Annotated in this window: 23 protein-coding genes and 1 tRNA gene; 10 read left to right on the top strand and 14 right to left on the bottom strand. The window is 69.2% G+C overall.

What is annotated here, in order from left to right:
* Positions 1-44: 44 nt before the first annotated feature.
* Positions 45-512: a MarR family winged helix-turn-helix transcriptional regulator gene (locus ACF1CT_RS05975; protein WP_391782520.1), complete on the top strand. Its 468-nt coding sequence runs from the start codon at positions 45-47 to the stop codon at positions 510-512.
* A 153-nt stretch (positions 513-665) separates the two neighbouring features.
* On the opposite strand, the gene ACF1CT_RS05970 is transcribed toward ACF1CT_RS05975, so the two are convergent.
* The 3 genes from ACF1CT_RS05970 to ACF1CT_RS05960 all read right to left on the bottom strand — a co-directional run bounded on the left by ACF1CT_RS05970 (position 666) and on the right by ACF1CT_RS05960 (position 3,517).
* Positions 666-1,325 (bottom strand): response regulator, encoded by a 660-nt coding sequence (locus tag ACF1CT_RS05970; RefSeq protein WP_391782519.1) that lies wholly within the window; start codon positions 1,323-1,325, stop codon positions 666-668.
* Positions 1,326-1,356: 31 nt separating this feature from the next.
* A complete protein-coding gene (locus ACF1CT_RS05965; RefSeq protein ID WP_391782518.1) occupies positions 1,357-3,081 on the bottom strand; it encodes a sensor histidine kinase in 1,725 nt (574 codons plus the stop codon).
* 353 nt (positions 3,082-3,434) lie between these two features.
* Positions 3,435-3,517, bottom strand: a tRNA-Leu gene (locus ACF1CT_RS05960).
* Positions 3,518-3,831: 314 nt separating this feature from the next.
* Between ACF1CT_RS05960 and ACF1CT_RS05955 the strand changes: the two genes are divergently transcribed.
* The 6 genes from ACF1CT_RS05955 to pknB all read left to right on the top strand — a co-directional run bounded on the left by ACF1CT_RS05955 (position 3,832) and on the right by pknB (position 11,885).
* Positions 3,832-4,713 carry an FhaA domain-containing protein gene (locus ACF1CT_RS05955; RefSeq protein ID WP_391782517.1) on the top strand — a complete coding sequence of 294 codons (882 nt, stop codon included), beginning with the start codon at positions 3,832-3,834 and terminating at the stop codon, positions 4,711-4,713.
* Between the two features lie 10 nt (positions 4,714-4,723).
* Entirely contained in the window at positions 4,724-5,239 is a 516-nt protein-coding gene (locus tag ACF1CT_RS05950) for an FHA domain-containing protein (RefSeq protein ID WP_391782516.1), read from the top strand.
* Between the two features lie 129 nt (positions 5,240-5,368).
* Positions 5,369-6,865: a PP2C family protein-serine/threonine phosphatase gene (locus ACF1CT_RS05945; protein ID WP_391782515.1), complete on the top strand. Its 1,497-nt coding sequence runs from the start codon at positions 5,369-5,371 to the stop codon at positions 6,863-6,865.
* 22 nt (positions 6,866-6,887) lie between these two features.
* Positions 6,888-8,297 (top strand): FtsW/RodA/SpoVE family cell cycle protein, encoded by a 1,410-nt coding sequence (locus ACF1CT_RS05940; protein ID WP_391782514.1) that lies wholly within the window; start codon positions 6,888-6,890, stop codon positions 8,295-8,297.
* On the top strand, positions 8,294-9,748 hold the full coding sequence (locus ACF1CT_RS05935; RefSeq protein ID WP_391782513.1) for a peptidoglycan D,D-transpeptidase FtsI family protein: 1,455 nt from the start codon (positions 8,294-8,296) through the stop codon (positions 9,746-9,748). The genes ACF1CT_RS05940 and ACF1CT_RS05935 overlap by 4 nt, the downstream gene beginning before the upstream one ends.
* Positions 9,749-9,914: 166 nt before the next feature.
* Positions 9,915-11,885 carry a Stk1 family PASTA domain-containing Ser/Thr kinase gene (gene pknB, locus ACF1CT_RS05930; protein WP_391782512.1) on the top strand — a complete coding sequence of 657 codons (1,971 nt, stop codon included), beginning with the start codon at positions 9,915-9,917 and terminating at the stop codon, positions 11,883-11,885.
* 194 nt (positions 11,886-12,079) lie between these two features.
* On the opposite strand, the gene ACF1CT_RS05925 is transcribed toward pknB, so the two are convergent.
* The 6 genes from ACF1CT_RS05925 to ACF1CT_RS05900 are packed head-to-tail and all read right to left on the bottom strand — an operon-like array spanning position 12,080 to position 16,700.
* Complete coding sequence (locus ACF1CT_RS05925; RefSeq protein ID WP_391782511.1) at positions 12,080-12,808, bottom strand: class E sortase; 729 nt, start codon at positions 12,806-12,808, stop codon at positions 12,080-12,082.
* A 27-nt stretch (positions 12,809-12,835) separates the two neighbouring features.
* Complete coding sequence (locus ACF1CT_RS05920; RefSeq protein WP_391782510.1) at positions 12,836-14,293, bottom strand: class E sortase; 1,458 nt, start codon at positions 14,291-14,293, stop codon at positions 12,836-12,838.
* Entirely contained in the window at positions 14,290-14,928 is a 639-nt protein-coding gene (locus ACF1CT_RS05915) for an aminodeoxychorismate/anthranilate synthase component II (RefSeq protein ID WP_391782509.1), read from the bottom strand. The genes ACF1CT_RS05920 and ACF1CT_RS05915 overlap by 4 nt, the downstream gene beginning before the upstream one ends.
* On the bottom strand, positions 14,925-15,107 hold the full coding sequence (locus ACF1CT_RS05910; RefSeq protein WP_376236153.1) for a hypothetical protein: 183 nt from the start codon (positions 15,105-15,107) through the stop codon (positions 14,925-14,927). Before ACF1CT_RS05910 ends, ACF1CT_RS05915 begins: the two co-directional genes overlap by 4 nt.
* 58 nt (positions 15,108-15,165) lie before the next feature.
* A complete protein-coding gene (locus tag ACF1CT_RS05905) occupies positions 15,166-15,906 on the bottom strand; it encodes a class E sortase (RefSeq protein ID WP_391782508.1) in 741 nt (246 codons plus the stop codon).
* A gap of 26 nt (positions 15,907-15,932) precedes the next feature.
* Positions 15,933-16,700: a DUF881 domain-containing protein gene (locus ACF1CT_RS05900; RefSeq protein WP_391782507.1), complete on the bottom strand. Its 768-nt coding sequence runs from the start codon at positions 16,698-16,700 to the stop codon at positions 15,933-15,935.
* A gap of 141 nt (positions 16,701-16,841) precedes the next feature.
* On the opposite strand from ACF1CT_RS05900, the gene crgA reads away from it, so the two are divergent.
* Positions 16,842-17,096, top strand: a complete 255-nt coding sequence (crgA, locus tag ACF1CT_RS05895; protein WP_391782506.1) for a cell division protein CrgA — start codon at positions 16,842-16,844, stop codon at positions 17,094-17,096.
* A 333-nt stretch (positions 17,097-17,429) separates the two neighbouring features.
* Positions 17,430-17,585 carry a hypothetical protein gene (locus ACF1CT_RS05890; protein ID WP_391782505.1) on the top strand — a complete coding sequence of 52 codons (156 nt, stop codon included), beginning with the start codon at positions 17,430-17,432 and terminating at the stop codon, positions 17,583-17,585.
* 23 nt (positions 17,586-17,608) lie between these two features.
* Here ACF1CT_RS05890 and ACF1CT_RS05885 read toward each other — a convergent pair whose 3' ends face one another.
* Positions 17,609-18,511, bottom strand: a complete 903-nt coding sequence (locus ACF1CT_RS05885) for a rhomboid family intramembrane serine protease (RefSeq protein ID WP_391782504.1) — start codon at positions 18,509-18,511, stop codon at positions 17,609-17,611.
* A 154-nt stretch (positions 18,512-18,665) separates the two neighbouring features.
* Positions 18,666-19,193, bottom strand: coding sequence for a peptidylprolyl isomerase (locus ACF1CT_RS05880; protein WP_391782503.1), 528 nt, complete (start codon positions 19,191-19,193; stop codon positions 18,666-18,668).
* A 303-nt stretch (positions 19,194-19,496) separates the two neighbouring features.
* Between ACF1CT_RS05880 and ACF1CT_RS05875 the strand changes: the two genes are divergently transcribed.
* The gene (locus tag ACF1CT_RS05875; RefSeq protein WP_391782502.1) at positions 19,497-20,243 is read left to right on the top strand and encodes a DUF5324 family protein; all 747 of its coding nucleotides are present in this window, start codon (positions 19,497-19,499) and stop codon (positions 20,241-20,243) included.
* Positions 20,244-21,206: 963 nt separating this feature from the next.
* Here ACF1CT_RS05875 and ACF1CT_RS05870 read toward each other — a convergent pair.
* The 3 genes from ACF1CT_RS05870 to ACF1CT_RS05860 form a co-directional block, all read right to left on the bottom strand.
* A complete protein-coding gene (locus ACF1CT_RS05870; RefSeq protein WP_391782501.1) occupies positions 21,207-23,066 on the bottom strand; it encodes an ABC transporter ATP-binding protein in 1,860 nt (619 codons plus the stop codon).
* Between the two features lie 167 nt (positions 23,067-23,233).
* Positions 23,234-23,950: a lasso peptide biosynthesis B2 protein gene (locus tag ACF1CT_RS05865; protein WP_391782500.1), complete on the bottom strand. Its 717-nt coding sequence runs from the start codon at positions 23,948-23,950 to the stop codon at positions 23,234-23,236.
* The gene (locus ACF1CT_RS05860; RefSeq protein ID WP_391782499.1) at positions 23,947-25,830 is read right to left on the bottom strand and encodes an asparagine synthase-related protein; all 1,884 of its coding nucleotides are present in this window, start codon (positions 25,828-25,830) and stop codon (positions 23,947-23,949) included. Before ACF1CT_RS05860 ends, ACF1CT_RS05865 begins: the two co-directional genes overlap by 4 nt.
* Positions 25,831-25,837 lie beyond the last annotated feature (7 nt).

The following is a 25,837-nucleotide window of genomic DNA, read 5'->3' as shown; positions in this document are numbered from 1 at the left end:
ACTATACAACCAGCAGAGGAAACCGTGAAAAGGAAGGCAGATCAGTGCCGGGCACACCTTCGGAACGCGAAGTGTCGTTGGACGTCATCCAGCGCGAGCTGACCGCCTTCGCACGCCGCGCCCGGGCCGCCGCCGCGCGCCTCCATCCGGAGCTGCCGCTGGTCTCGTACACGCTGCTGGCGCACATCGACGATCGGCATGGCTGCCGCGCGACAGACCTGGCAGCGCATTACATGCTGGACAAATCGACAGTCAGCCGACAGGTCGGCACCTTGGAAAAGCTGGGTCTGGTGGAACGCCATCCGGACCCGGACGACCATCGCATCCAGGTGCTGCACCCCACCGAGGCCGGAACCCGGGCACTGGCCTCGACACAGGCCAGCCGACGCGCCGCCTACCAGGAACGCCTGGCGGACTGGACGGCGAACGACCTCGCAAGGTTCGCGGAGTACCTCCTGCGCTACAACTCCGCGAGCGACGGGAGCACGGACACGGCAATCGACCCGCGATAGCCCATGAGGTCCACAATCGACCCCATGAGGTGTGTTTCACGTGAAACGCGACCGCACCGTCACTGCCACCGCCACGCACAGGGCCCACTACCCGTCCCCCACGGCGTCCCCCACGGATCCGCCCTCGTCCCCACATCGCGGAGAACAGGCCCCTTACAGCCCCGCGTCCCTCGCCAGCAGCGCGGCCTGCACCCGGTTCTCGCACCCCAGTTTCGCCAGGATCCGGCTCACGTACGTCTTCACCGTCGCCTCGCTCATGTGCAGGCGGCGGCCCGCGTCCGCGTTGGAGAGTCCCTCACCGAGCAGTGCCAGCACGTCGCGCTCCCGCTCGCTGAGCGCGGCCACCCGTTGCCGTGCGCCCTCGCCCCGAACCGCAGCCTTGCCCAGGGTCAGCTGGTCCACCACATGCCGGGTGGCCGCGGGGGAGAGATAGGCGTCTCCGGCCGCCGCCGCCCGCACGGCCTGGATCAGTTCGGCCGGGGCGGTGTCCTTGAGCAGGAACCCTGCGCCGCCCTGCTCCAGCGCCCGCAGAACGTTCTCCCGCTCGCCGAACGTCGTGAGCACGATCACCCGCGCGTTCGGTACCGCCACGCGCAGTTCCGCCAGCGCCGAAAGCCCGTCCAGCACCGGCATCTGGATGTCGAGCAGCACCACGTCCACGCCGTGGGCGCGGACCAGCTCGACGGCCTCGCGCCCGTTCGAGGCCTCCGCGACCACTTCGATGGAAGGGTCGGAAGTGAGAATCATCCGTATCCCGGCCCGGATGAGGGGCTCGTCGTCGGCGATGACGACTCTGATCGACTGCCCCGTCACTTCGCTCGCACCCCCGTGCGTCCCGGGTGCCTCATCTCGTGGCGACCTCATAGGACTTCTTCTCGATCAACTTGCCGTCCCGGAAACAGAACCGGAACACCGGCTCGGTGTTGAACTTCTCGCCCAGCTCGGAGGACATCAGGACCAGGCACCGCGCCCCGGCCGGCTCCTCGGGACCCTCGCGGTCCAACCCTGCCGCGATGAAAGTATCCCCGTCGGGGAGTTGGTCCCGCACTTCGTCCTCGGGCGTACCGATCTCGATCGACCGGTACTGGCTCGGGTCGATCGTCGCCTTGTCTATCTCCTTCATCAGAAAGTACATGCCGAAGCCACCGGCCAGCGCCAGCAGGAGCAGCACTCCCGCCCCTATGCCGCAGCCCAACGCGATAGCGCCACCCGTGCTTCTCCTGTTGCCGCCCATAGCCAACTCCCGTTCGGAAACCGTCCAGTCCATGACCGGACCACCGTTCCCCCACGGGGTGTTCTGGGACTGCTGCCGAAAGTCGTCCTCCACATCGACCATCGGCGCGCCCACCGTGCCGCCCGCCACAAGGCCCTCGGCGCCATAAGGGAGCACCCCGGCCACCCGGAAGCCGCCGTCCCGGGTCCGCCCGGTGTGCACCATGCCGCCGACCAGCCGGGCCCGCTCGTGCAGGCCGGGAAGCCCCTGTCCTCCGCTGACCACCTCCACCGCCGGCCTCGCACGACTCGGCGGCCCGTTGACGATCTCGACGACGAGGGAATCCGGCTCGTAGCGCAGCTCCACCGCGATCGCCGCGCCCGGCGCATGCTTGTACGCATTGGTCAGCGCTTCCTGAACGATGCGGTACGCCGCACGGTCCGCCGGCCCCGAGAGAGCCCGCACCTCTCCGCTGCGACGGAACCCCGCCTCGCTCCCGGCGGCCCGTGCCTCCGCCGTCAGCGCCTCGATCCCCGCCGTGCCGCGCGCTGTCGACTGTGCGCCCTCGGCGCCGTTCGCCGGTGCTTCCACACCGTCCCGGAGCAGGCCGACGACCTCCCGCAACTCGTGCATCGCGTGGACCGACGCCTCTCTCAGCACCCCGACCACTTCACGCTGTCGTTCCGTCAGACCCCGGTCGACCTCCAGCGCCCCTGTGTGAACAGAGATGAGCGCAAGCTGGTGACCGAGGCTGTCATGCATGTCCTGGGCGATCCGCTGGCGCTCCATGAGCCGCGCCTGATCCACGATCATGGCCCGTTCCCTGATGAGCCGCGCGTTGCGCTCCTGCAGGGCATGCAACAAGGTCCTGCGCTGTGTCCAGTACCGGCTGGCGAGGCCGGGCACGAGGGTCGTCGCCAAGAAGTAGAGAGTGGTGAACAGCACCTCGGTCAGGGGGCGCAGCGACGACCAGTTCACCGCGACCGTGAGACCCGTGTAGAGCGCGTACGAGGCGGTGAAGGCGCCCAGGGCCCGTCCCGCTCCGGCGATCCGACGGCCCGAGCTCCACGCCACGACCATCAGCAGCAGCCCGAAGCCACCGGAGAGACCGGCCAGGGCGGACGTCGCCACCAGCACGGTCACCGGTAGTCGGCGCCTCATCAGCGACAGCACCACGACCGCGGCCGACACCGCCCACAGCCGTAGCTGCCCGCTGCCCTGCAGTTCTTCCGTCCCGGCCGCGAGCAGTCCCAGCACCGCGGCCAGCACGGCCTCCCCGGCCGTCCTGCGCCGGGACCACAGCTCGGGCGCCGCCCACCACCGCCATCCGGCCCGAAGCCTCGATATCACGTACACGTCCTGCACCCTAGACAGCTCCGCATACGGGAAACGCCCCACTTTCGTCGCACCTACCCACGACGAAAGTCGCCCCGGTACGAAAGCAGCGAGCGCCGAGGCAGCGAGCGCGAAGGCAGCGAGCACCAGGACACCGGGCACGAAGACGTCGAACGTCGAGCTACGAAGGCAGCGAGCACGACAACGCCGGGAGGAGGCCCGACGCCGGGAGGAGGCCGACGCGAAGGCGGCGAGAAGATCCGAGAAGCGCTGGGGCCACGCCCGAAGCTCTCGCAGAACGCCGGAAAGATCTCTCGGAACATCAGGGAACGGAGAAGCCCCACAGATCGTTGACCTGTGGGGCTTCTCTCTTGTGCGCGAGGGGGGATTTGAACCCCCACGTCCCTAAGGACACTGGCACCTGAAGCCAGCGCGTCTGCCGTTCCGCCACTCGCGCATGAGTGGTGTTTTCAGACTCTCTCACTTTTCGGTGCGAGCGCCTGGCGACACCGGAAGATTAGCACGCTGGACAGGGTGGATTCACATCCGTTGTTTGACCGAACGCCTGGCGGGAAGCGGGAACGCCGAACGGCCGCCCCCACTCCTCCTCAGTACGCCCCTGGTGCGGGACACTGTGAGGAGGCCGCCTCTACGATCCGTGTGAGAGGTGACACTCATCCACTGGGCAGACAAGGGGAACCAGCCGATTTCCCCACGCGTGGATACGATCAGTAAGCAGTACCGGGACGACTACGACGGAGGAGGTGCCCCATGGGAGTCATGAAGCGTTTCGAGCAGCGTCTCGAAGGGCTGGTCAATGGCACCTTCGCCAAGGTCTTCAAGTCCGAGGTCCAACCGGTGGAGATCGCGGGCGCCCTCCAGCGCGAGTGCGACAACAACGCGACGATCTGGAACCGTGAGCGGACCGTCGTCCCCAACGACTTCATCGTCGAGCTCAGCACCCCCGACTACGAGCGACTCAGCCCGTACTCCGGCCAGTTGGGCGACGAGCTCTCCGGTCTGGTCCGCGACTACGCCAAGCAGCAGCGGTACACCTTCATGGGCCCGATCAAGGTCCACCTGGAGAAGGCCGACGACCTCGACACCGGGCTCTACCGCGTGCGCAGCCGCACCCTGGCGTCGAGTTCGTCGCAGCAGCAGGACTTCCCGGCAGCGCCGAACCCTTCGGGACAGCTCGGACAGCCCCCCCATCCGGGCCAGGGACGGCCTCCGCAGACCACCGGCGGTTACGGCTACCCGCCCAGCCCCGCCCCGCCCATGCCGTCGGCCCCGCCGCCGGGCGCCGGCAGGCCCGGAGCCCCCAGTACCGACCGGCACCCGTCGGCCGGGCCCAGCCCCCTGCCGAACGCACAGGTGCGACGCTGGGTCGAGATCAACGGCACCCGCCATCAGATCTCCCGCTCGACGCTGGTCCTGGGACGCAGTACCGACGCAGACGTACGGATCGACGACCCCGGCGTATCCCGTCGGCACTGCGAGATCCGGACCGGAACGCCCGCGACGATCCAGGATCTCGGGTCCACCAACGGGATCGTGGTGGACGGGCAGCACACCACCCGCGCTACGCTCCGCGACGGCTCGCGGATCGTCGTGGGCAGCACCACCATCGTTTACCGGCAAGCCGAAGGGTGAAGCGGGGGCAATGTCAGAGCTGACCCTGACGGTCATGCGGCTGGGTTTCCTGGCCGTTCTGTGGCTGTTCGTGATCGTGGCCGTCCAGGTCATCCGCAGCGACCTGTTCGGAACACGCGTCACGCAACGCGGCTCACGCCGCACCACGACCGACGCACGACCACCACAGGGGCGCCAGAACGCCGCGGCGCCCCCGCAGCAACGCCAGCAACCCGGGCGCCAGCGCCGGGGAGCGCCCACAAAGCTGGTCGTCTCCGAGGGTTCCCTCACCGGCACCACGGTGGCGCTCCAGGGGCAGACCATCACACTGGGCCGGGCGCACGACTCGACGATCGTGCTGGACGACGACTACGCGTCCAGCAGGCATGCCAGGATCTACCCCGATCGTGACGGCCAGTGGATCGTCGAGGACCTGGGGTCCACCAACGGCACCTATCTCGACCGGACCCGGCTCACCACCCCGACGCCTGTTCCGCTGGGCGCGCCGATCCGTATCGGCAAGACCGTCATCGAGCTGCGGAAGTAGTACGACAATGAGCGAGCGGAGCGAGCGAGCCGCGACGGCCCGGGCAACGGACCCGGCCCGGCTCCCGACCGGAGGGTGGGCAGTGTGGCTCGAGACCGGCTGTACCCCGAGCCGACGGGCGAGGTGCGCATGAGTCTTTCCCTGCGCTTCGCCGCCGGATCGCACAAGGGCATGATCCGGGAGGGCAACGAGGACTCCGGTTACGCCGGCCCGCGCCTTCTCGCCATCGCCGACGGCATGGGTGGCCAGGCGGCCGGCGAGGTCGCCAGCTCCGAGGTGATCTCCACTCTCGTCCAGCTCGACGACGACGTCCCGGGGTCGGACATCCTCACCTCGCTCGGAATGGCGGTACAGCGGGCCAACGAGCAACTGCGCATGATGGTCGAGGAGGACCCCCAGCTTGAGGGCATGGGCACCACGCTCACCGCCCTGCTCTGGACCGGTCAGCGCCTCGGCCTCGTCCACGTGGGCGACTCACGGGCGTACCTGCTGCGCGACGGCGTACTCACCCAGATCACCCAGGACCACACCTGGGTGCAGCGCCTCGTCGACGAGGGCCGGATCACCGAGGAAGAGGCCACCACCCACCCGCAGCGTGCTCTCCTGATGCGGGCGCTGGGCAGCGGCGACCACGTCGAACCCGACCTCTCCATTCGTGAGGTACGGGTCGGCGACCGCTATCTGATCTGCTCCGACGGGCTCTCCGGCGTCGTCTCCCACCAGACCATGGAGGAGACCCTCGCCAGCTACCAGGGCCCCCAGGAGACCATCCAGGATCTGATCCAGCTCGCCCTGCGCGGGGGCGGCCCGGACAACATCACCTGCATCGTCGCCGACGTCCTCGACGTCGACAACAACGACACCCTTGCCGCGCAGCTGAACGACACCCCGGTCGTCGTCGGCGCGGTCGCCGAGAACCAGGCCGCCCAGCTGAACGACGGCGGTGCCATGCAGACCCCCGCCGGACGAGCGGCCGGACTCGGCCGTCCCGTGCCGCCGCCCGCGGGCGGCTTCGGCCCGCCCGGAAGCGGCGACGGCGTCGACTACGGAGAAATGCCGGACGGCTCCTTCGACGCCTACACCGACGAAGACTTCGTCAAGCCCGGTGGTGGCCGCAAGTGGCTCAAGCGGTCCCTCTACACGGTCCTCGCCCTGGCCGTCATCGGCGGCGGAGCCTACGGCGGGTACCACTGGACGCAGAACCAGTTCTACGTCGGCGCGAACAACGAGAACGTCGCTCTGTTCCGGGGCATCAGCCAGGACCTGGCGTGGGTCTCGCTCTCGGAGGTCGAGACCGACCACCCCGAGATCGAACTCAAGTACCTCCCTGCCTACCAGCGCAAGCAGGTCGAGGCGACCATCGCCGAGGGCGACCTCGCCGCCGCCCGCGAGAAGATCGACGAACTCGCCGTCCAGGCCTCCGCCTGCAAGAAGGACGCCCAGCGGCAGTCGGCCGCGAAGGCCCACTCGGACGAGGGCCAGGCCGGCAGTACGGACTCGGACTCCACCGAGTCGCCCGACAAACCGGGCACTTCCAAGACCAAGTCGACCGAAACGACTCCCACTCCTGGTCCCAGCCTCTCGGCGGAAGAGAAAAAGCTGGTCCCGCAGTGCGGTAAGCAGTAAGCCGTAGGGGGCCTTCAGCACCATGAGCGTAGTCACCAACACGACAACGATCGGCGCGATCGACGCACCGAGCCGCCGCAACACCGAGTTGATGATGATGGTCTTCGCCATCGCCATCTCGGTGTTCGCCTACGCCAATGTCGGACTCGCCATCGACGGCAAACTGCCGTCCGGCATGTTCGGCTACGGCGCCGGACTCATCCTGCTCGGCGGCGTCGCCCACCTCGTGGTGCGCAAGTTCGCCCCGTACGCGGACCCGCTGCTGCTGCCGCTCGCGACCCTGCTCAACGGTCTCGGGCTGGTGCTGATCTGGCGTCTGGACCAGTCGCAGAGACTCATCCAGCGCGCCGAGCGCTACTACGGGAAGTACAGCCCGGACGCTCCCAAGCAACTGCTGTACTCGGCGATCGGCGTTGCCTTCTTCGTCGCGGTGCTGGTGATCCTCAAGGACCACCGCATCCTGCAGCGCTACACGTACATCTCGATGGCCGTGGCACTGGTCCTGCTGATCCTGCCGATGTTCTTCCCCGCGGTGAACGGCGCGAAGATCTGGATCAGTCTCGGCCCCTTCACGATCCAGCCGGGAGAGTTCGCCAAGATCCTCATCGCGGTGTTCTTCTCCGGCTATCTCATGGTGAAGCGCGATGCGCTGGCGCTGGCCAGCCGTCGCTTCATGGGGATGTACCTGCCGCGCGGACGCGACCTCGGGCCGATCATCACGATCTGGGCCCTGTCGATCCTGATCCTGGTCTTCGAGACCGACCTCGGTACCTCGCTGCTGTTCTTCGGCCTCTTCGTGGTGATGCTGTACGTCGCCACCGAGCGGACCAGCTGGATCGTCTTCGGTCTGCTGATGTCCGCGGTCGGCGCGGTGGGCGTCGCGTCCTTCGAGCACCACGTGCAGGAGCGCGTGAACGCCTGGCTCGACCCGTTCTCCGAGGCGACCTGGCTCCAGAGCGAACAGCTCGCCCAGTCGCTGATGGCCTTCGGATCCGGTGGCACGCTCGGCACCGGGCTCGGCCAGGGCCACTCGGACCTGATCCTCTTCGCCGCCAACGCGGACTTCATCCTCTCGACCGTCGGCGAGGAGCTGGGCCTGGCCGGGATGATGGCCGTGCTGCTGATCTACGGCCTGATCGTCGAGCGGGGCGTGCGCACGGCGCTCGCCGCCCGCGACCCCTTCGGCAAGCTGCTCGCCATCGGTCTGTCGGGCGCCTTCGCGATCCAGATCTTCGTGGTCGCCGGCGGCGTCATGGGGCTCATCCCCCTCAGTGGTATGACCATGCCGTTCCTCGCCTACGGCGGTTCGTCCGTGCTCGCCAACTGGGCACTGATCGCCATCCTGATCCGGATCAGCGACACCGCCCGCCGCCCCGCCCCGGCCCCCGCACCGTCCCCCGACGCCGAGATGACCCAGGTGGTCCGACCGTGAACAAGCCCCTGCGCCGAATCGCGATCTTCTGCGGCGTCCTCGTCCTCGCCCTGCTCGTCCGCACCAACTACCTCCAGTACGTGCGGGCCGACGAACTGAGCACCCGGGACGAGAACCGCCGCGTCCGGATCGAGCGCTACGCGCACGAGCGCGGCGACATCATCGTCGACGGCGAGCCGGTGACCGGCTCGGTCGAGACCAAGTCGGGCGACTTCAAGTACAAGCGGGTCTGGAAGGACGGCGCGATGTGGGCCCCCGTGACGGGGTACTCCTCGCAGGCCTTCGACGCCTCCCAGATCGAGAAGATCGAGGACGGCATCCTCACCGGCAACGACGACCAGCTCTTCTTCAACCGGACGATGTCGATGTTCACCGGTGAGAAGAAGCAGGGCGGCAACATCGTCACCACCCTCAGCTCCGCCGCCCAGAAGGCCGCGTTCAAGGGGCTCGGGAACAGGAAGGGCGCCGTCGCGGCGATCGACCCGCAGACCGGCGCCATCCTGGCCCTCGTCAGCACCCCCTCGTACGACCCCTCGGTCTTCGCGGGCAATTCCGACGCCGACGCGAAGGCCAGGCAGAAGCTCCTGAACGACAAGGACAAGCCGATGGTCAACCGGGCGTTGCGCGAGACCTACCCGCCCGGTTCCACGTTCAAGGTCGTCACCGCCGCCGCCGCCCTGGAGAACGGCCTCTACACCGACATCGACGCGAAGACCGACTCCCCGCTGCCCTGGCGGCTGCCGCAGTCGACCCAGGACCTCGACAACGAGGGCAACATCCCGTGCGAGAACGCCTCGCTCCGGGAGGCGCTGCGGTGGTCCTGCAACACCGTCTTCGGCAAGATCAGCGACGACCTCGGCAACCAGAAGATGATGGACACGGCCGGGAAGTTCGGCTTCAACCAGGAGATCTTCACCCCGGTCCGGTCCAACGCCAGTGCCTATCCCAAGGACAACCGGCCGCAGAACGCCATGGCCGGCATCGGCCAGGCGTCCAACCGCGCCACTCCGCTCCAGATGGCCATGGTCGCCGCCGCGATCGCCAACGACGGCAAGCTGATGCAGCCGTACATGGTCGACAAGCGCAAGGCGCCCAACCTGGACACGATCTACACCCACAAGAAGGAGCAGTTCAGCCAGCCGCTCTCGGGCGAGAACGCACAGAAGCTCCAGAAGATGATGGAGACCGTCGTCCAGGACGGCACCGGGAAGAACGCCCAGATCCCGGGCGCCACCGTCGGCGGCAAGACCGGTACGGCCCAGCACGGTCTCAACAACAGCGAGAAGCCGTACGCCTGGTTCATCTCGTACGCCAAGACCGACAAGGGCTCCCCGGTCGCCGTGGCCGTGGTCGTCGAGGACGGCGAAGCCAACCGTGACGACATCTCCGGTGGCGGGCTGGCCGCCCCGATCGCCAAGGCAGTGATGAAGGCGGTCATCGACAAGAGGTGATGACCATCACACGCGGTGCCATACCTGCGCCTTCGATACCGGTCGGGTATCAGGTCCGAACTCCGGGCCGACCGGACAGTGCGGGGCCGGTAGCGTATGCGCGAGCAGCACACCGCCGGACCGCACACCGGTGCGGTCGGGACTGACGGAGAGGGCTGGAACAGTTATGGAAGAGCCGCGTCGCCTCGGCGGCCGGTACGAGCTGGGCTCGGTGCTCGGCCGTGGTGGCATGGCCGAGGTCTACCTCGCACACGACACCCGGCTCGGCCGCACCGTGGCGGTGAAGACGCTGCGGGCCGATCTGGCCCGCGACCCGTCCTTCCAGGCCCGGTTCCGCCGTGAAGCCCAGTCCGCCGCCTCGCTCAATCACCCGGCGATCGTCGCTGTCTACGACACCGGCGAGGACTACGTCGACGGGGTCTCCATCCCGTACATCGTGATGGAGTACGTCGACGGCTCGACGCTCCGGGAGCTTCTGCACTCCGGCCGCAAACTGCTGCCCGAGCGCACCCTGGAGATGACCGTCGGCATCCTCCAGGCGCTGGAGTACTCGCACCGCGCGGGCATCGTCCACCGTGACATCAAGCCGGCGAACGTCATGCTGACGCGCACCGGTCAGGTCAAGGTCATGGACTTCGGCATCGCCCGCGCCATGGGCGACTCCGGCATGACCATGACCCAGACCGCGGCCGTCATCGGAACCGCCCAGTACCTCTCCCCCGAGCAGGCCAAGGGCGAGCAGGTGGACGCGCGCTCCGACCTGTACTCGACCGGCTGCCTGCTCTACGAGCTGCTGACGGTACGGCCGCCGTTCGTCGGGGACTCCCCCGTCGCGGTCGCCTACCAGCACGTGCGGGAGGAACCGCAGCCTCCCAGCAACTTCGACCCCGAGATCACGCCCGCCATGGACGCGATCGTGTTGAAGGCCCTGGTCAAGGACCCCGACTACCGCTACCAGTCGGCCGACGAGATGCGCGCCGACATCGAGGCGTGCCTCGACGGACAGCCGGTCGCCGCCACCGCGGCGATGGGCGCACCGGGTTACGGCGGCTACGGCAACGACCAGCCCACCACGGCATTGCACCCCGCCGACCCGAACGGCGCGGCCACGTCCATGCTTCCCCCGGTCAACCCGGACGACGGCGGCTACGGCTACGACGACCGCCCCGGCCGCCGTCGCCAGAAGAAGACCAGCACCTCGACGATCCTGCTGGTCGTCGCGGGTGTCCTGGTGCTGATAGGTGCGGTTCTGATCGGCCAGTCGCTGTTCAAGAACAACAGCGACAGCGGCAAGATCGACGCGCCGAACCTGGTCGGCTCGACCGTGGAGGAAGCGCAGAGACTCGCGGACAACGCCGGTGTCGTCCTCAAGGTCGGCTCGCGCGAGCCCTGCGAGGAACAGCCCAAGGACAAGATCTGCAGTCAGACTCCGGGTGCCGACGACCGGATGGCCGAGAAGGAGACCGTCACGGTCGTCGTCTCGACCGGCGCGCCGAAGGTCGAGGTCCCGGACGTCACCGAGAAGTCCGAGGAGAACGCCCGCAAGTACCTTGAGGAGAAGGGCTTCACGGTCAAGGTCACCACGGAGGAGTCCGAGAGCAACGAGGGCACGGTCATCAAGCAGGACCCCGCGGGCAACTCCAAGGCCGAGAAGAACTCCGAAGTCACGATCACGGTCGCCAAGAAGGCCGCGCTCGACCTCCCCAACGTGGTCAGCCGCTCGTGGAACGACGCCGAGAACCAGCTCAAGAACATCGGGTTCACGAACATCTCGCGCACGGACGTCGACTCGAACGAGCCGGCGGACACCGTTGTCGAACAGAGCCCGGGGGCCGGCAAGCAGCCCAAGGACGCCCAGATCGTGCTGAAGGTCTCCAAGGGGCCTCAGCAGCCGGAGCAGACCACGGTTCCCGATCTCATGGGCAAGAGCATCGGGGACGCGAAGAACCTCCTCGCCGGGGCGGGTCTGCAACTCGGCCAGGTGGACGGTCCGAACGACGACAACGCGAGGATCATCACCGTCGATCCCGGAGCGGGCCAGCCGGTCGCCAGGAACAGCGCGGTCAACGTGCGGACCATCCCGGGCGGGGGGAACGGCAACATATTCGGCGGCCCGTCCGGTTCGCGCGGACACTGACCGCCCTCAGCACCGACGACAGAGGACCCCGGTCACCCGGCAACAGGTGACCGGGGTCCTCTGCCGTCCCCGTCGTCACGGGATACGCGTCGCCGAACCGGACCACCGACCGGATACCCCCGGAACCGGAACCCACCGCGCCGCAGCTTCGGACCACACCGCGCCGCGCCCTCGGGCCGGGCCCCGGAATCGACTCAGCGCAGTTCCGCCGGCTTGGTGCGGTCGCTGTCCACCTTCTCCGTACGCACCAGCTCGCCCCACACGATGTAGCGGTACTTGGACGTGTAGACCGGGGTGCAGGTCGTCAGCGTGATGTACCGGCCCGGCTTCTTCGCGCCCGACCCCTTCGGCACCGGCTGCAGCACGTCCACGTTGTACTTCGACGTCTCGGGAAGTTCCTTGAACACCTTGTAGACGTACCAGGTGTCCCTGGTCTCGAAGACGATCGCGTCGCCCGTCCTCACCTTGTCGATGTTGTGGAACTTGGCGCCGTGCCCGTCACGGTGCGCGGCCAGGGTGAAGTTGCCCTTCTCGTCCGACGGCAGGGCCGACTTCACCGGGTCCGTGTAGTAGCCCGCGATGCCGTCGTTCAGGTTGTCGGTGTCGGTGCCCTTCTTGACCAGCACCTCGCCGTTCCTCATCGACGGAACGTGCAGGAAGCCGATTCCGTCCTTGGTGTCCAGCGCCCCCGGCCCGTCGGCCCAGCGGTCGCGGACGGTATGGCCCTGCTTCGTCGCCTCCCGGTCGGCGAGCACGTTGGTCCACCACAGGGAGTACGCGACGAAGAGGCCGAGGACCAGACCCGCCGTGATCAGGAGCTCGCCGAAGACACTGACGACGGTGGCGAGGGGATGGCGGCCACCGCCGCGCCGCGGGGGCGCGGACTCGTCGGTCGGCTGTTCGTGCTCGGTCCTCGATGTCACCGCACCCGTCCCTGTCATGATGATGCCTCAGCCGACGAGCGCGTCGGGCTTCCCCTTGCTGCGCGGTCGTTCCTCGACCATCTTGCCCCAGACGATCAAACGGTACGTACTCGTGAATTCCGGCGTACAGGTCGTCAGGGTGATGTACCGGCCCGGTTCGGTGAACCCCGATTCGGGCGGCACGGGCCCGATGACCGAGACGTTCGACGGCGTGGTCTGCGGAAGGATCTTCGTCATCTCGTACGTGTAGTACGCGTCCTGCGTCTCGACCACGATCGGGTCACCGGGGCTCAGCCGGTTGATGTACCGGAAGGGTTCGCCGTGGGTGTTGCGGTGACCGGCCAGCGCGAAGTTGCCCTGTGCTGCCGACGGCATCGCGGTGCGCAGCGTGCCCTCGCTGTAGTGCCCGACCATGCCCCGGTCGAGGACCTTCTCCTTGCTGATGCCCTCGGCGATCGGAGCGACCACGTCCAGTTTCGGGATGTGGATGATCGCGAAGCCCTGGCCCGCTTCGAACGTGCCGGGATTGCGGTCGCCCTTCGCCCAGTTGTCCTGGATCTTGTGCGTCTCCTTGCCCGCGTACTGGTCGGCACGCACATTCGTCCACCACAGCTGATACGTGACGAACAGCAGCATCAGCACACCGAACGTGATGAACAGCTCCCCGACGACACGGCTCGCGACCACGGCCGGGCTGTCCTTGGCCGCGCGTGCCGCACGCCGGGCCTCGACGCGCGACATCGGCTTCCCTGCCGACGCCGACGCCGACGCGGGGTGCGCGGGCTCCGGACGCGGCTCGGCGCGTCGGCGGCCCCGCCCCTTGGCCGCGCGCCGCCGCTCGGCGCGCCCCCCGGCGGGTGGTTCCGGTTCGGCCTCCGGCCGCTCCGTGCCGGCAGGCGTATACGTATCCGCGGCGGGCTCGGCGGGGGGAGGGGCCGGGGCGGAGACGGAGACCGGTTCCATCAGCCGTGTCGGTGCGTCGTCGTCCGGACGGGCGGAAAAGGCAGTGCCCGGTACAGCGGCCGCGTTCTCCGGAACGGGGGCGTTCTCCGGAACAGGCGCGTTCTCCGGAACGGGGGCGGGCGGGGCCGCCCGTCGGCGACCGGTCGGCGGGACGGGACTCTGCGGCCCGTACCAGTCCCGTTCGAACCCCTCGGGGTCGTACCACTCCTGCGGGGCCCCGCGGCGGCCGTGCGCCCCCTGGGGCGCCTGCGGCCGTCTCGGTTCGCGCGCCTGCCGGTCCGGGGCCCGATGCTGCCCCCGTCCGTGCTCCTGTGCCGCTCCCGGCTCGTCCGGCGGCGGGTTGTCCGCGCCGGACCACGGCGAGGCGTGCCGTCCCGGAAGCGGGTCGTTCAGCGGATCCGCCAGCCGGTCGACAGCGGCTTCGAACCCGCCCGTCGCCTCGAACGGGCCTGCGGGCGGGTATCCGCTCTGCTCGTGGGGACCGTCCTCTCCGGCGTCGGGACCGGGACGGAGCCGTGTCACGCGACTGCCTTGCCCACCACCGGTGCGAGTCCTGCCGACCTCTCGACGGCCCCGCTGTCGCCGCACCGCACCAGCCAGTTGGCCAGCATCAGGTGACCGTGCTCGGTCAGCACCGATTCCGGATGGAACTGGACACCCTCCACCGGCAGTTCGCGGTGGCGCAGCCCCATGATGATGCCGTCGGCGGTACGCGCCGTCACCTCCAGCTCCGCCGGAACGGTGTCCGGTTCGGCGGCGAGCGAGTGATATCGGGTGGCGGTGAACGGGGACGGCAGGCCGGTGAAGACGCCCGTTCCCTCATGGGTGACCAGCGAGGTCTTGCCGTGCAGCAGCTCGGGGGCGCGGTCCACCACGCCGCCGTACGCCACCGCCATCGACTGCATCCCGAGGCAGACCCCGAAGACCGGGACACCCGTCGCCGCGCAGTGGCGGACCATCTCGACGCAGACACCCGCCTGCTCGGGCGTGCCGGGGCCGGGGGACAGCAGGACTCCGTCGAAGCCGTCCTGGGCGTGCGCCGTGGTCACCTCGTCGTTCCGCAGCACCTCGCAGTCGGCGCCGAGCTGGTAGAGGTACTGGACGATGTTGAAGACGAAACTGTCGTAGTTGTCCACGACGAGAATGCGGGCACTCATCGTCCGGCCCCCGATCCGCTCGCGCCGTCGACCGTCACGTCGCCGAACGGAAGCAGTGGTTCGGCCCATGGGAAGACGTACTGGAAAAGCGCGTAGACGACGGCCAGCACCAGCACGAGCGAAATGAGCGCGCGCACCCACGCGTTCCCCGGCAGATGCCGCCAGATCCAGCCGTACATGCAGTCCCCTCCATTCGGTACGGGAACCAGACTAAAGGGCCGCGGCGGACAACGTGGGTCAGCTGTGGAAAGCCGTCGGTCTGCCCGCGCTCACCGGTCGGGTCCCGTCGAGGTGCGCCCAGGCGATCAGCCGGTGGCTGCTGCCCCATTCGGGCTCGCAGGTGGTCAGTGTCAGATAGCGGCCCGGCCCGTCGTAGCCGGACTTGCCGGGCACGGGGTCGATGACCCCGACGTCGGTCGGCACGGTCCGGTAGGGCTTCTTGTCGATGCGGTACGTGAACCACGTCGTCCCGTCCGTGAGCAGCACCGCGTCGCCCGGGCGGAGCTTCGGGAAGTCCTTGAACGGGTCTCCGTAGGTGCGGCGGTGACCGGCCAGCGCGAAGTTGCCCCGCGCGCCGAGGCGGGCGGTCCCGGCGTAGTGGCCGATTCCCTTCTGCAGGGTCCTGACCCGGGTGTTCTCCAGAACGGGCCACTCCCAGTCCTTGCCGAAGCGAGGGATGTACAGCATCGCGAAGGGCTTGCCGTCCCGGTACGCCGCCGCGGCGGGCGGCGGCACGGGCGACGGAGACGCGGGCGACGGCGATCCGGAAGGCGCGGAGGTCGTGGACGGGACGGGGGACGCGGGCGCCGCGGCGGCTCCCCGCGCCCACTGGTCGCGCAGGGTGTCGATCTGGCCCGCGGCCTCGCCCGCGGCCCTCACTCCGGTCCAGAACAGCACGTACACCACGAAGAGCACGATCAGGGCACCGACGGTGACGCAGAGTTCGCTGAACGTCCGCACGATCAGTCGCACCGACACCGCGCCGGCCTCCCCACAGCTGCTCGCTACTTCACCGGCTCCGCCTGGTGGAGGTCCACTGTGCCCGAGTAGCCGGGAAGAGTCACCGCCCGGTGCTGGTCGACTTTCCAGCCGAGCCCGTACGCCTTCACGTAGAGCAGGTAGTTGTTGATCGCCGGGGAGTCGTCGAGCGCCCGCTTGAGATCGGCCGGGTCGCCGACCGCAGTGATCTTGTACGGCGGTGAGTAGACCCGGCCCTGGAGGATCAGGGTGTTTCCGACGCAGCGGACGGCGCTGGTCGAGATCAGCCGCTGGTCCATGACCTGGATGCCCCGCGCGCCGCCCTGCCAGAGGGCGTTGACGACAGCCTGGAGGTCCTGCTGGTGGATCACCAGGTCGTTCGGTTGCGGGTCGGGGTAGCCGGGGTTGGCGGTGGCGTCGGGCGGGGCGTCGTCGAGGGTGACGGACACCGCCCGGCCGGAGAGCTTGGTGGTGCCCGCGGTCTGTTCCAACGCCTTGAGCCGGGCGTTCTCCGCCTCGGTGCTGCCGTCGTCGCGCCGGACGAGGGCGTCGATGTCCTTGCGCGCGGCGGCGTTGGTCTCTTCCATCTGGGCGTTCTTGCCGCTGCGCTGCTGGATGAGGTCGGAGAGCTTCAGCAGCGAGGAATCCGTGCGGAGATTGGTGCCCTTGGCCGTGTTGGCGCTGGTGACGAAGATCAACCCGGCGAGCGCGAAGACCGCGGCGGTGAGCACCCGGGCCGGGTGCCGGAGAAGGCCTCGGCCCGGTCCTCGGGAGGAGTCGGCAGAATTGCTCAACGTACCCTTATCTCCTTCGGCGCCACGGAAGCACTACGCTAACGGACGCCCGGGGGAGGCAGCATTCCCCCTCGCGCCTTGCCCCGGCGTCAGCCACAGTTACCTGCGCGGTCACGCAGCGCATCGACAGGAGAGTTCCTCGTGCCGAAGTCACGTATCCGCAAGAAGGCCGACTTCACGCCCCCTCCGGCGAAGCAGGCGACCAACATAAAGCTGACCAACCGCAGCTGGGTCGCGCCGGTGATGCTGGCGCTCTTCCTGATCGGTCTGGCCTGGATCGTCGTCTTCTACGTGACCGACGGCGACCTGCCGATCGAGTCGCTGAAGAACTGGAACATCGTCGTCGGGTTCGGTTTCATCGCCGGCGGCTTCGGCGTCTCCACGCAGTGGAAGTAGTCCCGCGAAGGGCCTGATCAGCGGCCGAGCCCGGTTCCCGGCCGCGTCGGCTGGCCGTCGGTCGGGCCCGCGACGGTTGCGAGGGACCCGACGCACGCCGCGCCCATCCCACGGCGTGCCCGGGTTCCGCAACCCGTGCCCCGAGTTACCCACAGCGTTATCCACAGCCAGGGGAAAAGGTCAGACGATCTGTGGATAACTCACCGGTGGTTGACGCCGATGTGACTACATCCTCCCGTCTCACAAGCGGGCACGCCCCTTGTCTCTTCTGGAAAAACCCAGCTCAGTGACAAGGGGCTCAGTTGTTCCCACAGAACGCACAAGATCCGGCACATGCTGTGGACAACTGAGCATCGCCACCACATCACCGACGCACCGACCCGGCACACCGGCCCCGGTCCGACGCGGACGGCGCCGCACACCACCGCGCACCGCCGCACACCACCGCACCACCGCACCAACCGACACATCACCGGTTGCGTCCAGTGATGACCGGTTGCGCCACCGGCACGTCAGGTCAGCGCGGCCGTTCTGGCCACGACGACGGCGACGACGGCGAGCAGGACCAGCGCGCAGGTGCCGTACTGCACCAGTGCGCGACGCTCGCGGGGCGCGTGCACCATGCCGATCGCGATCAGCGTGCCCGCGATCAGGCCACCGACGTGTGCCTGCCAGGCGATTCCGCCCCAGGGGTTGAAGGTGATGACCAGGTTCACGGCAAGCAGCACGAAGACCGGGCGCATGTCGTAGTTGAGCCGCCGCATCAGCACGGCGGTGGCACCGAGCAGGCCGAAGATCGCTCCGGAAGCCCCGAGTGACCCCTGTACCGGCGCGGAGAGCCAGTAGGTGAGGGCGCCGCCCGCCAGGCCGGAGAGCAGATAGAGGGTGAGATAGCGGGCCCGGCCGAGCGCCGCCTCCAGCGGGCCGCCGAGCCACCAGAGCCCCAGCATGTTGAAGAGGATGTGCCACATCTCCTGATGCAGGAACATCGACGTCACCAGGCGGTACCACTGGCCCTCGGCGACACCTTCCAGCGGACCGCCGTAGTGGGTGGTGGCGCGGCCGAGCAGCAGAAGTTCGTTGACCAGTTCGTCACCCTTCGCCAGGACGGCGATGTACACGGCGACGTTGATGCCCAGAAGGATCTTGGTGACGAGACGGGGGTCGGCCGTGATGGTGCCGCCGGCGACGGTACGCGGCCGGGCGGCGGCCGGGTCGTGCCCCGTGCCCGTCGCCCGGCGGACGCAGTCCGGGCACTGGAATCCGACCGAGGCGTTGACCATGCATTCGGGGCAGATCGGGCGGTCGCAACGCGTGCAGCGGATATGGGTGTCGCGGTCGGGATGGCGGTAGCAGCCGGTCGAGCCGTCCGTGACGGCGGGCCGGTCCTGGCCTTCCGGCGGCTGCTGGTCCATCGGTCCCATCGTTTCCGGTCCCCTCGGTCCTCGTCGTGGCGGCAGCACGCACAACGCAGCCCTGCTCGTCCGCTATGTAACAAGTACGGACGGGCAGGGCGGTTGGTTCCCCGAAAGGACGATCAGAACGTGATCATGCCTTGACCATCGGTGATCAACGCTTCTCGATGACGACCGATTCGATCACGATGTCCTTCACCGGACGGTCGGTACGGGGGTTGGTCTGGGCGGACGCGATGGCGTCCACGACCTTCTGGCCTGCGGGGTCGACGACCTCGCCGAAAATGGTGTGCTTGCCGGTCAGCCAGGCGGTCGGCGCGACGGTCACGAAGAACTGCGATCCGTTGGTGCCCGGGCCGGCGTTTGCCATGGCCAGCAGGTAGGGCTTGTTGAAGCCGAGGTCGGGGTGGAACTCGTCACCGAACTCGTACCCCGGACCGCCGGTGCCGTTGCCCAGCGGGTCGCCACCCTGGATCATGAAGCCGCTGATGACGCGGTGGAAGACCGTGCCGTCGTACAGCCTGTCCGTGGACTTCTTTCCGGTCCCGGGGTGCGTCCACTCACGCTCGCCGTTGGCGAGTTCGACGAAGTTCTTGACCGTCTTGGGCGCGTGGTTCGGCAGGAGCCGGATCTCGATGTCGCCCTGGTTGGTCTTCAAGGTGGCGTAAAGCTGCTCAGCCACGATCTGCCTTCCGTAAGTCGTCGGTGACGTCAGGTCTTCAGTGATGTCCACCGATCCTCGCACGGTCGGCACGTCGCGGCGCACGGCCGCCACTCCGTACACGCCGTGCTCACCTCGTTGCCCGATTCCCGCCCGGGCGGGGGAGCCACCGCCCGGCACGACCGTTGCGCCGACCGCGCGCACCACCCCGCTGTCCGGATGACCCGTATGCCTGCCCCGCATGCCGGACCCGTCTCCGGCAGGCATGATCTCTCATTGGGTGGAAAGGCGGACCAAACACCCGCCACCAAGGAGGAGGATCCCGTGACCCGCATCGACAGCGTGCGTGCCGCAACCGACTCGGCCAAGGACAGCGTGCAGCACGCCGCGGACGTGGTGGCGCCCTATGCCGACACCGCCAGGGACCAGGCCGCGCACCTCGCGTACGAGGCCCGCGCGCGGCTCGCGCCGAAGGTGTCGAAGGCGGCCCACCAGGCCCGTGTCCAGTACGGCGCGCACGTCGCGCCGCGCATCGAACTCGCCCGGGCCCATGTGCCGCCCAAGGTCGACGAGGCCGCCCGGCGGACCGCGCACCACACCCGGCGGGCCGCCCGTACCGCGGCGGACTACACCGCCCCACGCGTCGAACACGCCATGGCCGTGGCGCAGCCCGTGGCCGTTGAGGCATCGGCCCGCGGCGCCGCGGCGCTGGCCGCGCTGCGCGGTCAGGTCACCGCGAAGGAGATCAGGCAGCTCGCCAGGAAGCACGAGCGCCGGGCGAGGGCCGGGCGGCTGTGCCGGGGCCTTCTCGTGGCCGGCGCCGTGGCGGGCGCCGCCTACACCGCCTGGAGGTGGTGGGACAGGCAGGCCAACCCGGACTGGCTGGTCGAACCGTCCGCCGCCACGGAGGTCTCCGAACGCACCCCGCTGTCCTCGGTCGACGGCTCCGGCCCGGCTTCGGCCACCTCGGGTACGGGGGCGGAGACCCCGCTGAGCGAGGAGGACGGAGAGGGCAGGGGGAACAAGGGGCCCGGTGGGACGAACGGCCCGGAGGGCACCGGCCGCGGCTGAACACCCCGCCCCGCCCCTGCCCCACCCCGCACGACGGAGCGGGTGCCGGAAGGTCTCAGGATCTTCGGCACCCGCTCCGTCGTGTGTGGAGCCCGGGAGATTCGATCGGCGACAAGGTGTTCCGGGAAGCACAGGGCACCGGTGCCACCGCGCCGGACAGGGCGAGGATCCGTCGAGGACCGGGGCACGCCCGGCAGACCGGGGCAAACCTTCGAAATGGCCGCCAGGACCGGGGCGATCGTCGGCATGACGCCATCGATCACGAACACCGTCCGCATCGCCCCGGCCATGCCGTGGGGGAGCGGCTTGGCCGGTCTCGCGTCCGCGTGGCCGAGGAGGGAACTGTCGTCCAGCGGTACGTCGCCGTTCCTGGCGCCGGGCAGCGCCTTGTCGGCGGCCGGCCCGGTCACGGACGGATCGTGGACCGCAGCCGCGTGGACGGGGCCGGAGGACGCGTCGCGGCGGGCGGCGGTCACCTTCTCGCCGGCACAGTGCTGACGTCACACGCGCGAGAGGTCTCCATCACCCGCGTTTTCGCAGGTGATGGAGACCTCTACCGATGTGGAGCCTAGGAGATTCGAACCCGAAACGGCCGGGCCTCCCACCTGTGGTTTTACCTAGTCTTTGCATTGGAAACGGACTTTCCGGCCCGTTTCCATCCCGCTCCATCCTGCTCCATCCCGCTACCCCGACCGAATGTGCCCACCAGTGGGCACACACTCAAAACCCGTTGCGGGTGCAACTCGAAAGCGCACCAACCCCCAGAATCTTAGGGTTCCAACCCTCGCCTTACCAGCAAACACGCAAACGGCGAACTGATGCAGAGCGGAAGTGAACCAAAGCGGGTGTTACCGCCCGAAGGATGTCATCGCCGACTTCTTCCGTTGCCTGGTGAAGGCCAGCCGCCCGGACGGGGTGTCACTCTCCCGTCCGGGCGGCTGGACCTACGGGCCCACAGCGGTGTCAGGGTGTGGGCAGTGCGCTGTAGGTCTGGGCCTGCGCCTTCCACATCTCGGCATATTCCCCCTGTTCCTCCAGGAGGCTTTCGTGCGTGCCCTCCTCCAGAAGGTGGCCGCCGTCCAGGACGATGATCCGGTCGGCGCCGCGGGTGGAGCCGAGCCGGTGAGTGATCAGGATGACCGTGCGGTCCGCGCTCAGGGCGCGGATGCGTTCGTAGACGGCTTCCTCGGCCCGCGGGTCGAGTGCGGAGGTGGGTTCGTCGCAGATGAGGAGGGGTGCGTCGGACCGGTAGAAGGCTCGGGCTCCGGCCAGGCGCTGCCACTGGCCTCCGGACAGGTCGCGTCCGCCCCAGTGTGAGGGCGCGAGACTGGTGTCAAGTCCGTCGGGCAACGCGGCCAAGACGTCGTCGGCGCCGGATGCCTTCGCTGCGGACATCACCGCCTGGTCATCGCCGTCCCCTTGGCCGAGGGTGATGTTCTCGCGGGCGGTGACCTGCCAGCGGGCGATGTCCTGGGGCAGCATCGCCAGGCGGCCCCAGACGTCTTCGGGATCGGTGGTGGTCAAGTCCACGTCGTCCCAGGTGACGGTGCCGCTGGTAGGGGTATAAAGGCCGGCGAGGAGTTTGGCCAGGGTGGACTTCCCCGAGCCGTTCGCGCCCACGATCGCCAGGACTTCGCCCTGGCGGATGCTGACGCTCACGTTGTGCAGCGCGGGCAGTTCACTGCCCGGGTAGGTGAAGGTGAGACGGTCCGCGCGGATGACTGACGGCCGCGTCGGTACGGGGACGGGCTTGCTGGGCAGCTGGGTGCGGTGCTCGGCGTCGGTGAGGAAGGTGGCCCAGTCGCCGAGATAGAGGCCCGTCTTGTAGGTGGTATTGATGCCGGTGACCAGGCCGGTGAGCAGGATGCGGCTGGTCTGGACGGCGATGACGGCGGTTCCGGCCGAGGCCAGCGCGATGCGCCCGGAGGTCACCAGCCACAGCAGGGCGGCGTAGACGAGCAGGGCCGCCGTCCCGGCGAGGGCATCACCGAGCAGCTGGTAGCGGGCGGTGGTGCGTCCCACTCGGGCGGCATGTGTCTCCAGCCGGCCAGTGACAGCGGTGAACTGTCGTAGGAGCCAGGGCCGCATGGTGTTCGCCCGCACGTCCAGGGCGGTGGGGCGTCCGGAGGTGTTGTAGATCAGGGTGTGGCGCAGGCGGCGGTCGGCGAGGGTATGCCGTTCGGCGAGGTGAGCGGCGCGGGCACCGCGGACAGCAGCCGCGCCCCGGGGGATCACCGCGAGCAACAGCAGGGGCAGCAGCACAGGGTCAAGACCCGTGAGGATGCCGGCTGAGGCGAGGATCCCGAGGAATGCGGCGGTGACCGCCGTGATGGCCTCAATCATCAGATGGGTGTCCTTCGAGGCGCGATTGGCGGCCTCGGAGTGGTCGCACCACGCGGGGTCGTCGTACGCGGCGAGCGGGACGAGGGTGGCAGCGTTCAGGAACCGCAGCTCGGCGATGCCGTCGATGCGTGGTCCGATCCGTGCGGTGGTGGCCACTGTGGCGGCGTTGATCAGGGAGCGGGTCATGGCCGCGCCGGTGATCAGCACGAGGGACGGCAGAGCCTGATGAAGGCGGCCCATGGTGGGGCCGGGGGCAAAGAGCGGGGTGAGGGCGCCGCGGGTGGCATACAGGCCGATCGCGGTCAGGACCCCGGCAGCCACCTGAAGGGCGGCCATGCGCAGCAGCGCCATCCGGTCGGCGGCCCAGGCCAGCCGCAGCGCGGTCGCGCACAGGGCGGGCAGACGGCGGGCGATGGTGGTGAAGCTGTCATCGAGGGCGCCGTCGTGGCGTTCGGCGCTGACGGTGTACTGCGGGATCACGTCTGCCGTGGCTCCGGCGGGGCGTCGTCGGGGCCACGGCAGACGGAGATGCCGTGCTGGAGCAGTTGAGGGGTTCGTGCGGGTGCCGCTGCGGGGCTGTGTGTCTGTCACATCTGGCGCAACGCTTCACTCGTACGAGTGGATGCGGTGGCGAAGGGTGGCGAATATTAGTGCGGGTGTTCCACCTGAAGAGCGGGCACATACGGCCAGATACGGTCAGTTTCGTCCTGCCCGATGACGCTGCCGTCCGCCTCGATCCAGGCATGGGCACCGTGCGGGGTGAAGCGGGCTCCGATCACCCAGCGGACCCGGTGTCCGGTGAGCGCGGCGGTGACGTGGGCGGCCAGGGACTCTTCCAGACAGGCGGCGCGGCCGGGCCACATCCGGGCAGCGCGACGTACGGCAGTGAAAGCCTCCTCCGCCTGGGCGACCGTGGCCGCGCGGCCGGGCAGCCGCGTCACCGCGCGGGCACCAGTAAGCGCGAACCGCACAGGCAGGCACCTCAGCAGCACCAGCGTCCCGAACAGGGCCACGTGTCCGGCGGCCCGCGATACCAGCCCGACCGGCACAGCTGTATCGAAGCGGATCTCGGCGCCGTCTCGCGTGGTCAGCGGTCGGGCGGCGGGCTGGAAGAGGCGGGCACGTTCCAGGTCGGCGGCCAGCGCGCCGAGGTCGGCGCGGACCCGGGCAGCGTCGGCGCCCTTGTCCTGCCACCGGGTGGTGAGCAGTTCCACGGCCGCCTCCGGCGCGGTGCCGCCGGTGATCGTCAGCCACAGCTGGGAGCCGACCGGGTCCAGGAAACGCCAGCGGCCCTTGCCGTGGCGGGCGTCCATCAGGGCGATGCCCTCGGGGCCAAGGGCGGCGTACACACCGGCACTTGTCATCGCGTGGCCTCCTTCTCGGTCGTGGTGGTCTTCTCCCACCACGTGTCGCGGGCGGTGGGCAGGGTGGTCAGCCACAGTTCGGTGACGATCAGCGCGTGCAGGGAGGCCAGCGGTGCGGGCTCGCCCCGTACCGCACCGTCCAGCGCGGCTACCGCCCGCGACCCATCCAGCAGCCCGGCCTCGGCAAGCACCGAGCCGGACAGGATCCGGCGCAGAGCGGGGGCGTTGGCGCGCAGGCCGGCGTAGACGCTGCCGGTGAATGCCGTCTTCGTCCGCCGGTTCAGCAGGAATGCCGGTACGGCGGGGGTGAACGCGGCGCGGGCCAGCGGCTTGAAGTCGCCCGGACGGTTGCGATCCCAGCCGGGGATCGCGTGGCAGACGTCGACCACGGGCGTGTCGAGGAACGGAGCGTGCAGGGGCAGGCTCCACTGCTGGCGGGCGATCTGGTCGTAGGTGGCATGCCCGTCACCCATCACCTCCAGGGCAAGCCGCTCGTGCACTGCCCCGGGTGTGGTGAGCGGGTCGGCGTCGGCCGCCCGGTGGGCCACGAGGTCGGCGACGGCGGACCGCCCGGAGCGGGTCAGCCAGGGCGCCGATGAGGTGACGCCGCACCAGCGAAGCGTCTCCCACGGTGGCGTCAAGCCTGGATGGTGCAGGTCACGGGGCCCGTCCAGCATCTGGGCCAGGGCGGTGAGGGCCTGCGGGTATCGCGCTCTCTGGGTGCGGACGGCTTGCCGCAGGAGAGGGTGGACCGCGCAGCGCCGAGCGCGGGCGAGCGCCACGGCCCGGCGGATCGCCTCCGCCCGGTGTCCGGCCCGGTACTGGTCGATCACCATCAGCGGCACCGCGTCCAGGACGTCGTCCCCGCCACGGCCCGTCAGGTGCGCTCGGGAGCCGTAGGCGGTGGCCGAGGCGAGTTGTGCTTGTTTGATGGCGAGCAGACCCAGAGTGAACGAGGGGGTGTCGGTGAACGGCAGAGTGGCCGGTTCGGTGAGGCCGTCGAAGTGCCGCACGCTGTGGCGGGTGCCGTGCACCCACTCGTGGGTGATGTGCGGTTGTCCGGCGGCGATCCGCTCGGCGTAGAGGACATCGTCCTGTTCGCCCATGCGGGAATCGGTGTAGGTGACGGCCAGCAACGGGCCGGTGTTGGCGGCCAGGCTGGTGACGGTTCCGCTGTCGACACCGCCCGACAGGTCCGCCGACAGCGGTCCCGCGCTCGCCGCGCGGCGAGCGACCGCGGTGGTCATGCGCTCGCTCACCATCCGGGCACCCTCCGAGAACGGCAGCTCGGTGACCGCAGCCGGTACGGGTTCGGTCCGCGGCCGGTGTCCGGGCTGAAGGACCAGCGCCCACCCGGGCGGAACCCGCCGCACGCCCTCGAAGTGGCTCTGCCTCGCGAGGGCATCGACGCCCCGCACCGAGAACCCGGCCAACAGCACCGCCAAGTTCGGCGAGGTGTGGCCGTACGCGGCGAGCGGAGCCGCGGCCGTCGCCCACACCACCCGCTCCCCATCCATGCACCAGTACACCGGGATGACTCCGGCCCGGTCCCCGGCGATCCGCGTCGTGGCGCCGGTCCGTGCGACGGTCAGGTACGAGCCGGGCAGCCGTGTGGCCGCGGACCACCCGCCCCGGGCCGCCGCCTCCCGGATGCCGTCCAGCTCCCGGCCGGTGGCCAGGCAGCAGCCGAGGGCCAGCACAGCGGCCACGGGCGCTGGGGCCTGGTCCGTGCTGGTGCGGATCTCGTGCTCCTCGTATCCGACAGTCCAGATGTGTGACGTGCCGTCGTCGTATGCGCTCTTGCCTTCCCGGGGCCGCCACGTGCCTCCGGGAGCCATGTGGTTGTGCCCGGTCTGGAATGCTCCGGCAACGAACCGCATCTCTTCC

Source organism: Streptomyces sp. NPDC014734, assembly GCF_043083325.1.
Lineage (GTDB): Bacteria > Actinomycetota > Actinomycetes > Streptomycetales > Streptomycetaceae > Streptomyces.
This window is presented reverse-complemented; position numbering and strand designations above follow the sequence as displayed.

Excerpts from the sequence above, each read along its gene's own strand:
- ACF1CT_RS05955 (WP_391782517.1), top strand. The coding sequence starts at position 3,832 with ATGGGAGTCATGAAGCGTTTCGAGCAGCGTCTCGAAGGGCTGGTCAAT.
- ACF1CT_RS05950 (WP_391782516.1), top strand. The coding sequence starts at position 4,724 with ATGTCAGAGCTGACCCTGACGGTCATGCGGCTGGGTTTCCTGGCCGTT.
- ACF1CT_RS05945 (WP_391782515.1), top strand. The coding sequence starts at position 5,369 with ATGAGTCTTTCCCTGCGCTTCGCCGCCGGATCGCACAAGGGCATGATC.
- ACF1CT_RS05940 (WP_391782514.1), top strand. The coding sequence starts at position 6,888 with ATGAGCGTAGTCACCAACACGACAACGATCGGCGCGATCGACGCACCG.
- pknB (WP_391782512.1), top strand. The coding sequence starts at position 9,915 with ATGGAAGAGCCGCGTCGCCTCGGCGGCCGGTACGAGCTGGGCTCGGTG.
- ACF1CT_RS05915 (WP_391782509.1), bottom strand. The coding sequence starts at position 14,928 with ATGAGTGCCCGCATTCTCGTCGTGGACAACTACGACAGTTTCGTCTTC.
- ACF1CT_RS05910 (WP_376236153.1), bottom strand. The coding sequence starts at position 15,107 with ATGTACGGCTGGATCTGGCGGCATCTGCCGGGGAACGCGTGGGTGCGC.
- ACF1CT_RS05890 (WP_391782505.1), top strand. The coding sequence starts at position 17,430 with ATGCTGTGGACAACTGAGCATCGCCACCACATCACCGACGCACCGACC.
- ACF1CT_RS05885 (WP_391782504.1), bottom strand. The coding sequence starts at position 18,511 with ATGGACCAGCAGCCGCCGGAAGGCCAGGACCGGCCCGCCGTCACGGAC.
- ACF1CT_RS05865 (WP_391782500.1), bottom strand. The coding sequence starts at position 23,950 with ATGACAAGTGCCGGTGTGTACGCCGCCCTTGGCCCCGAGGGCATCGCC.
- ACF1CT_RS05860 (WP_391782499.1), bottom strand. The coding sequence starts at position 25,830 with ATGCGGTTCGTTGCCGGAGCATTCCAGACCGGGCACAACCACATGGCT.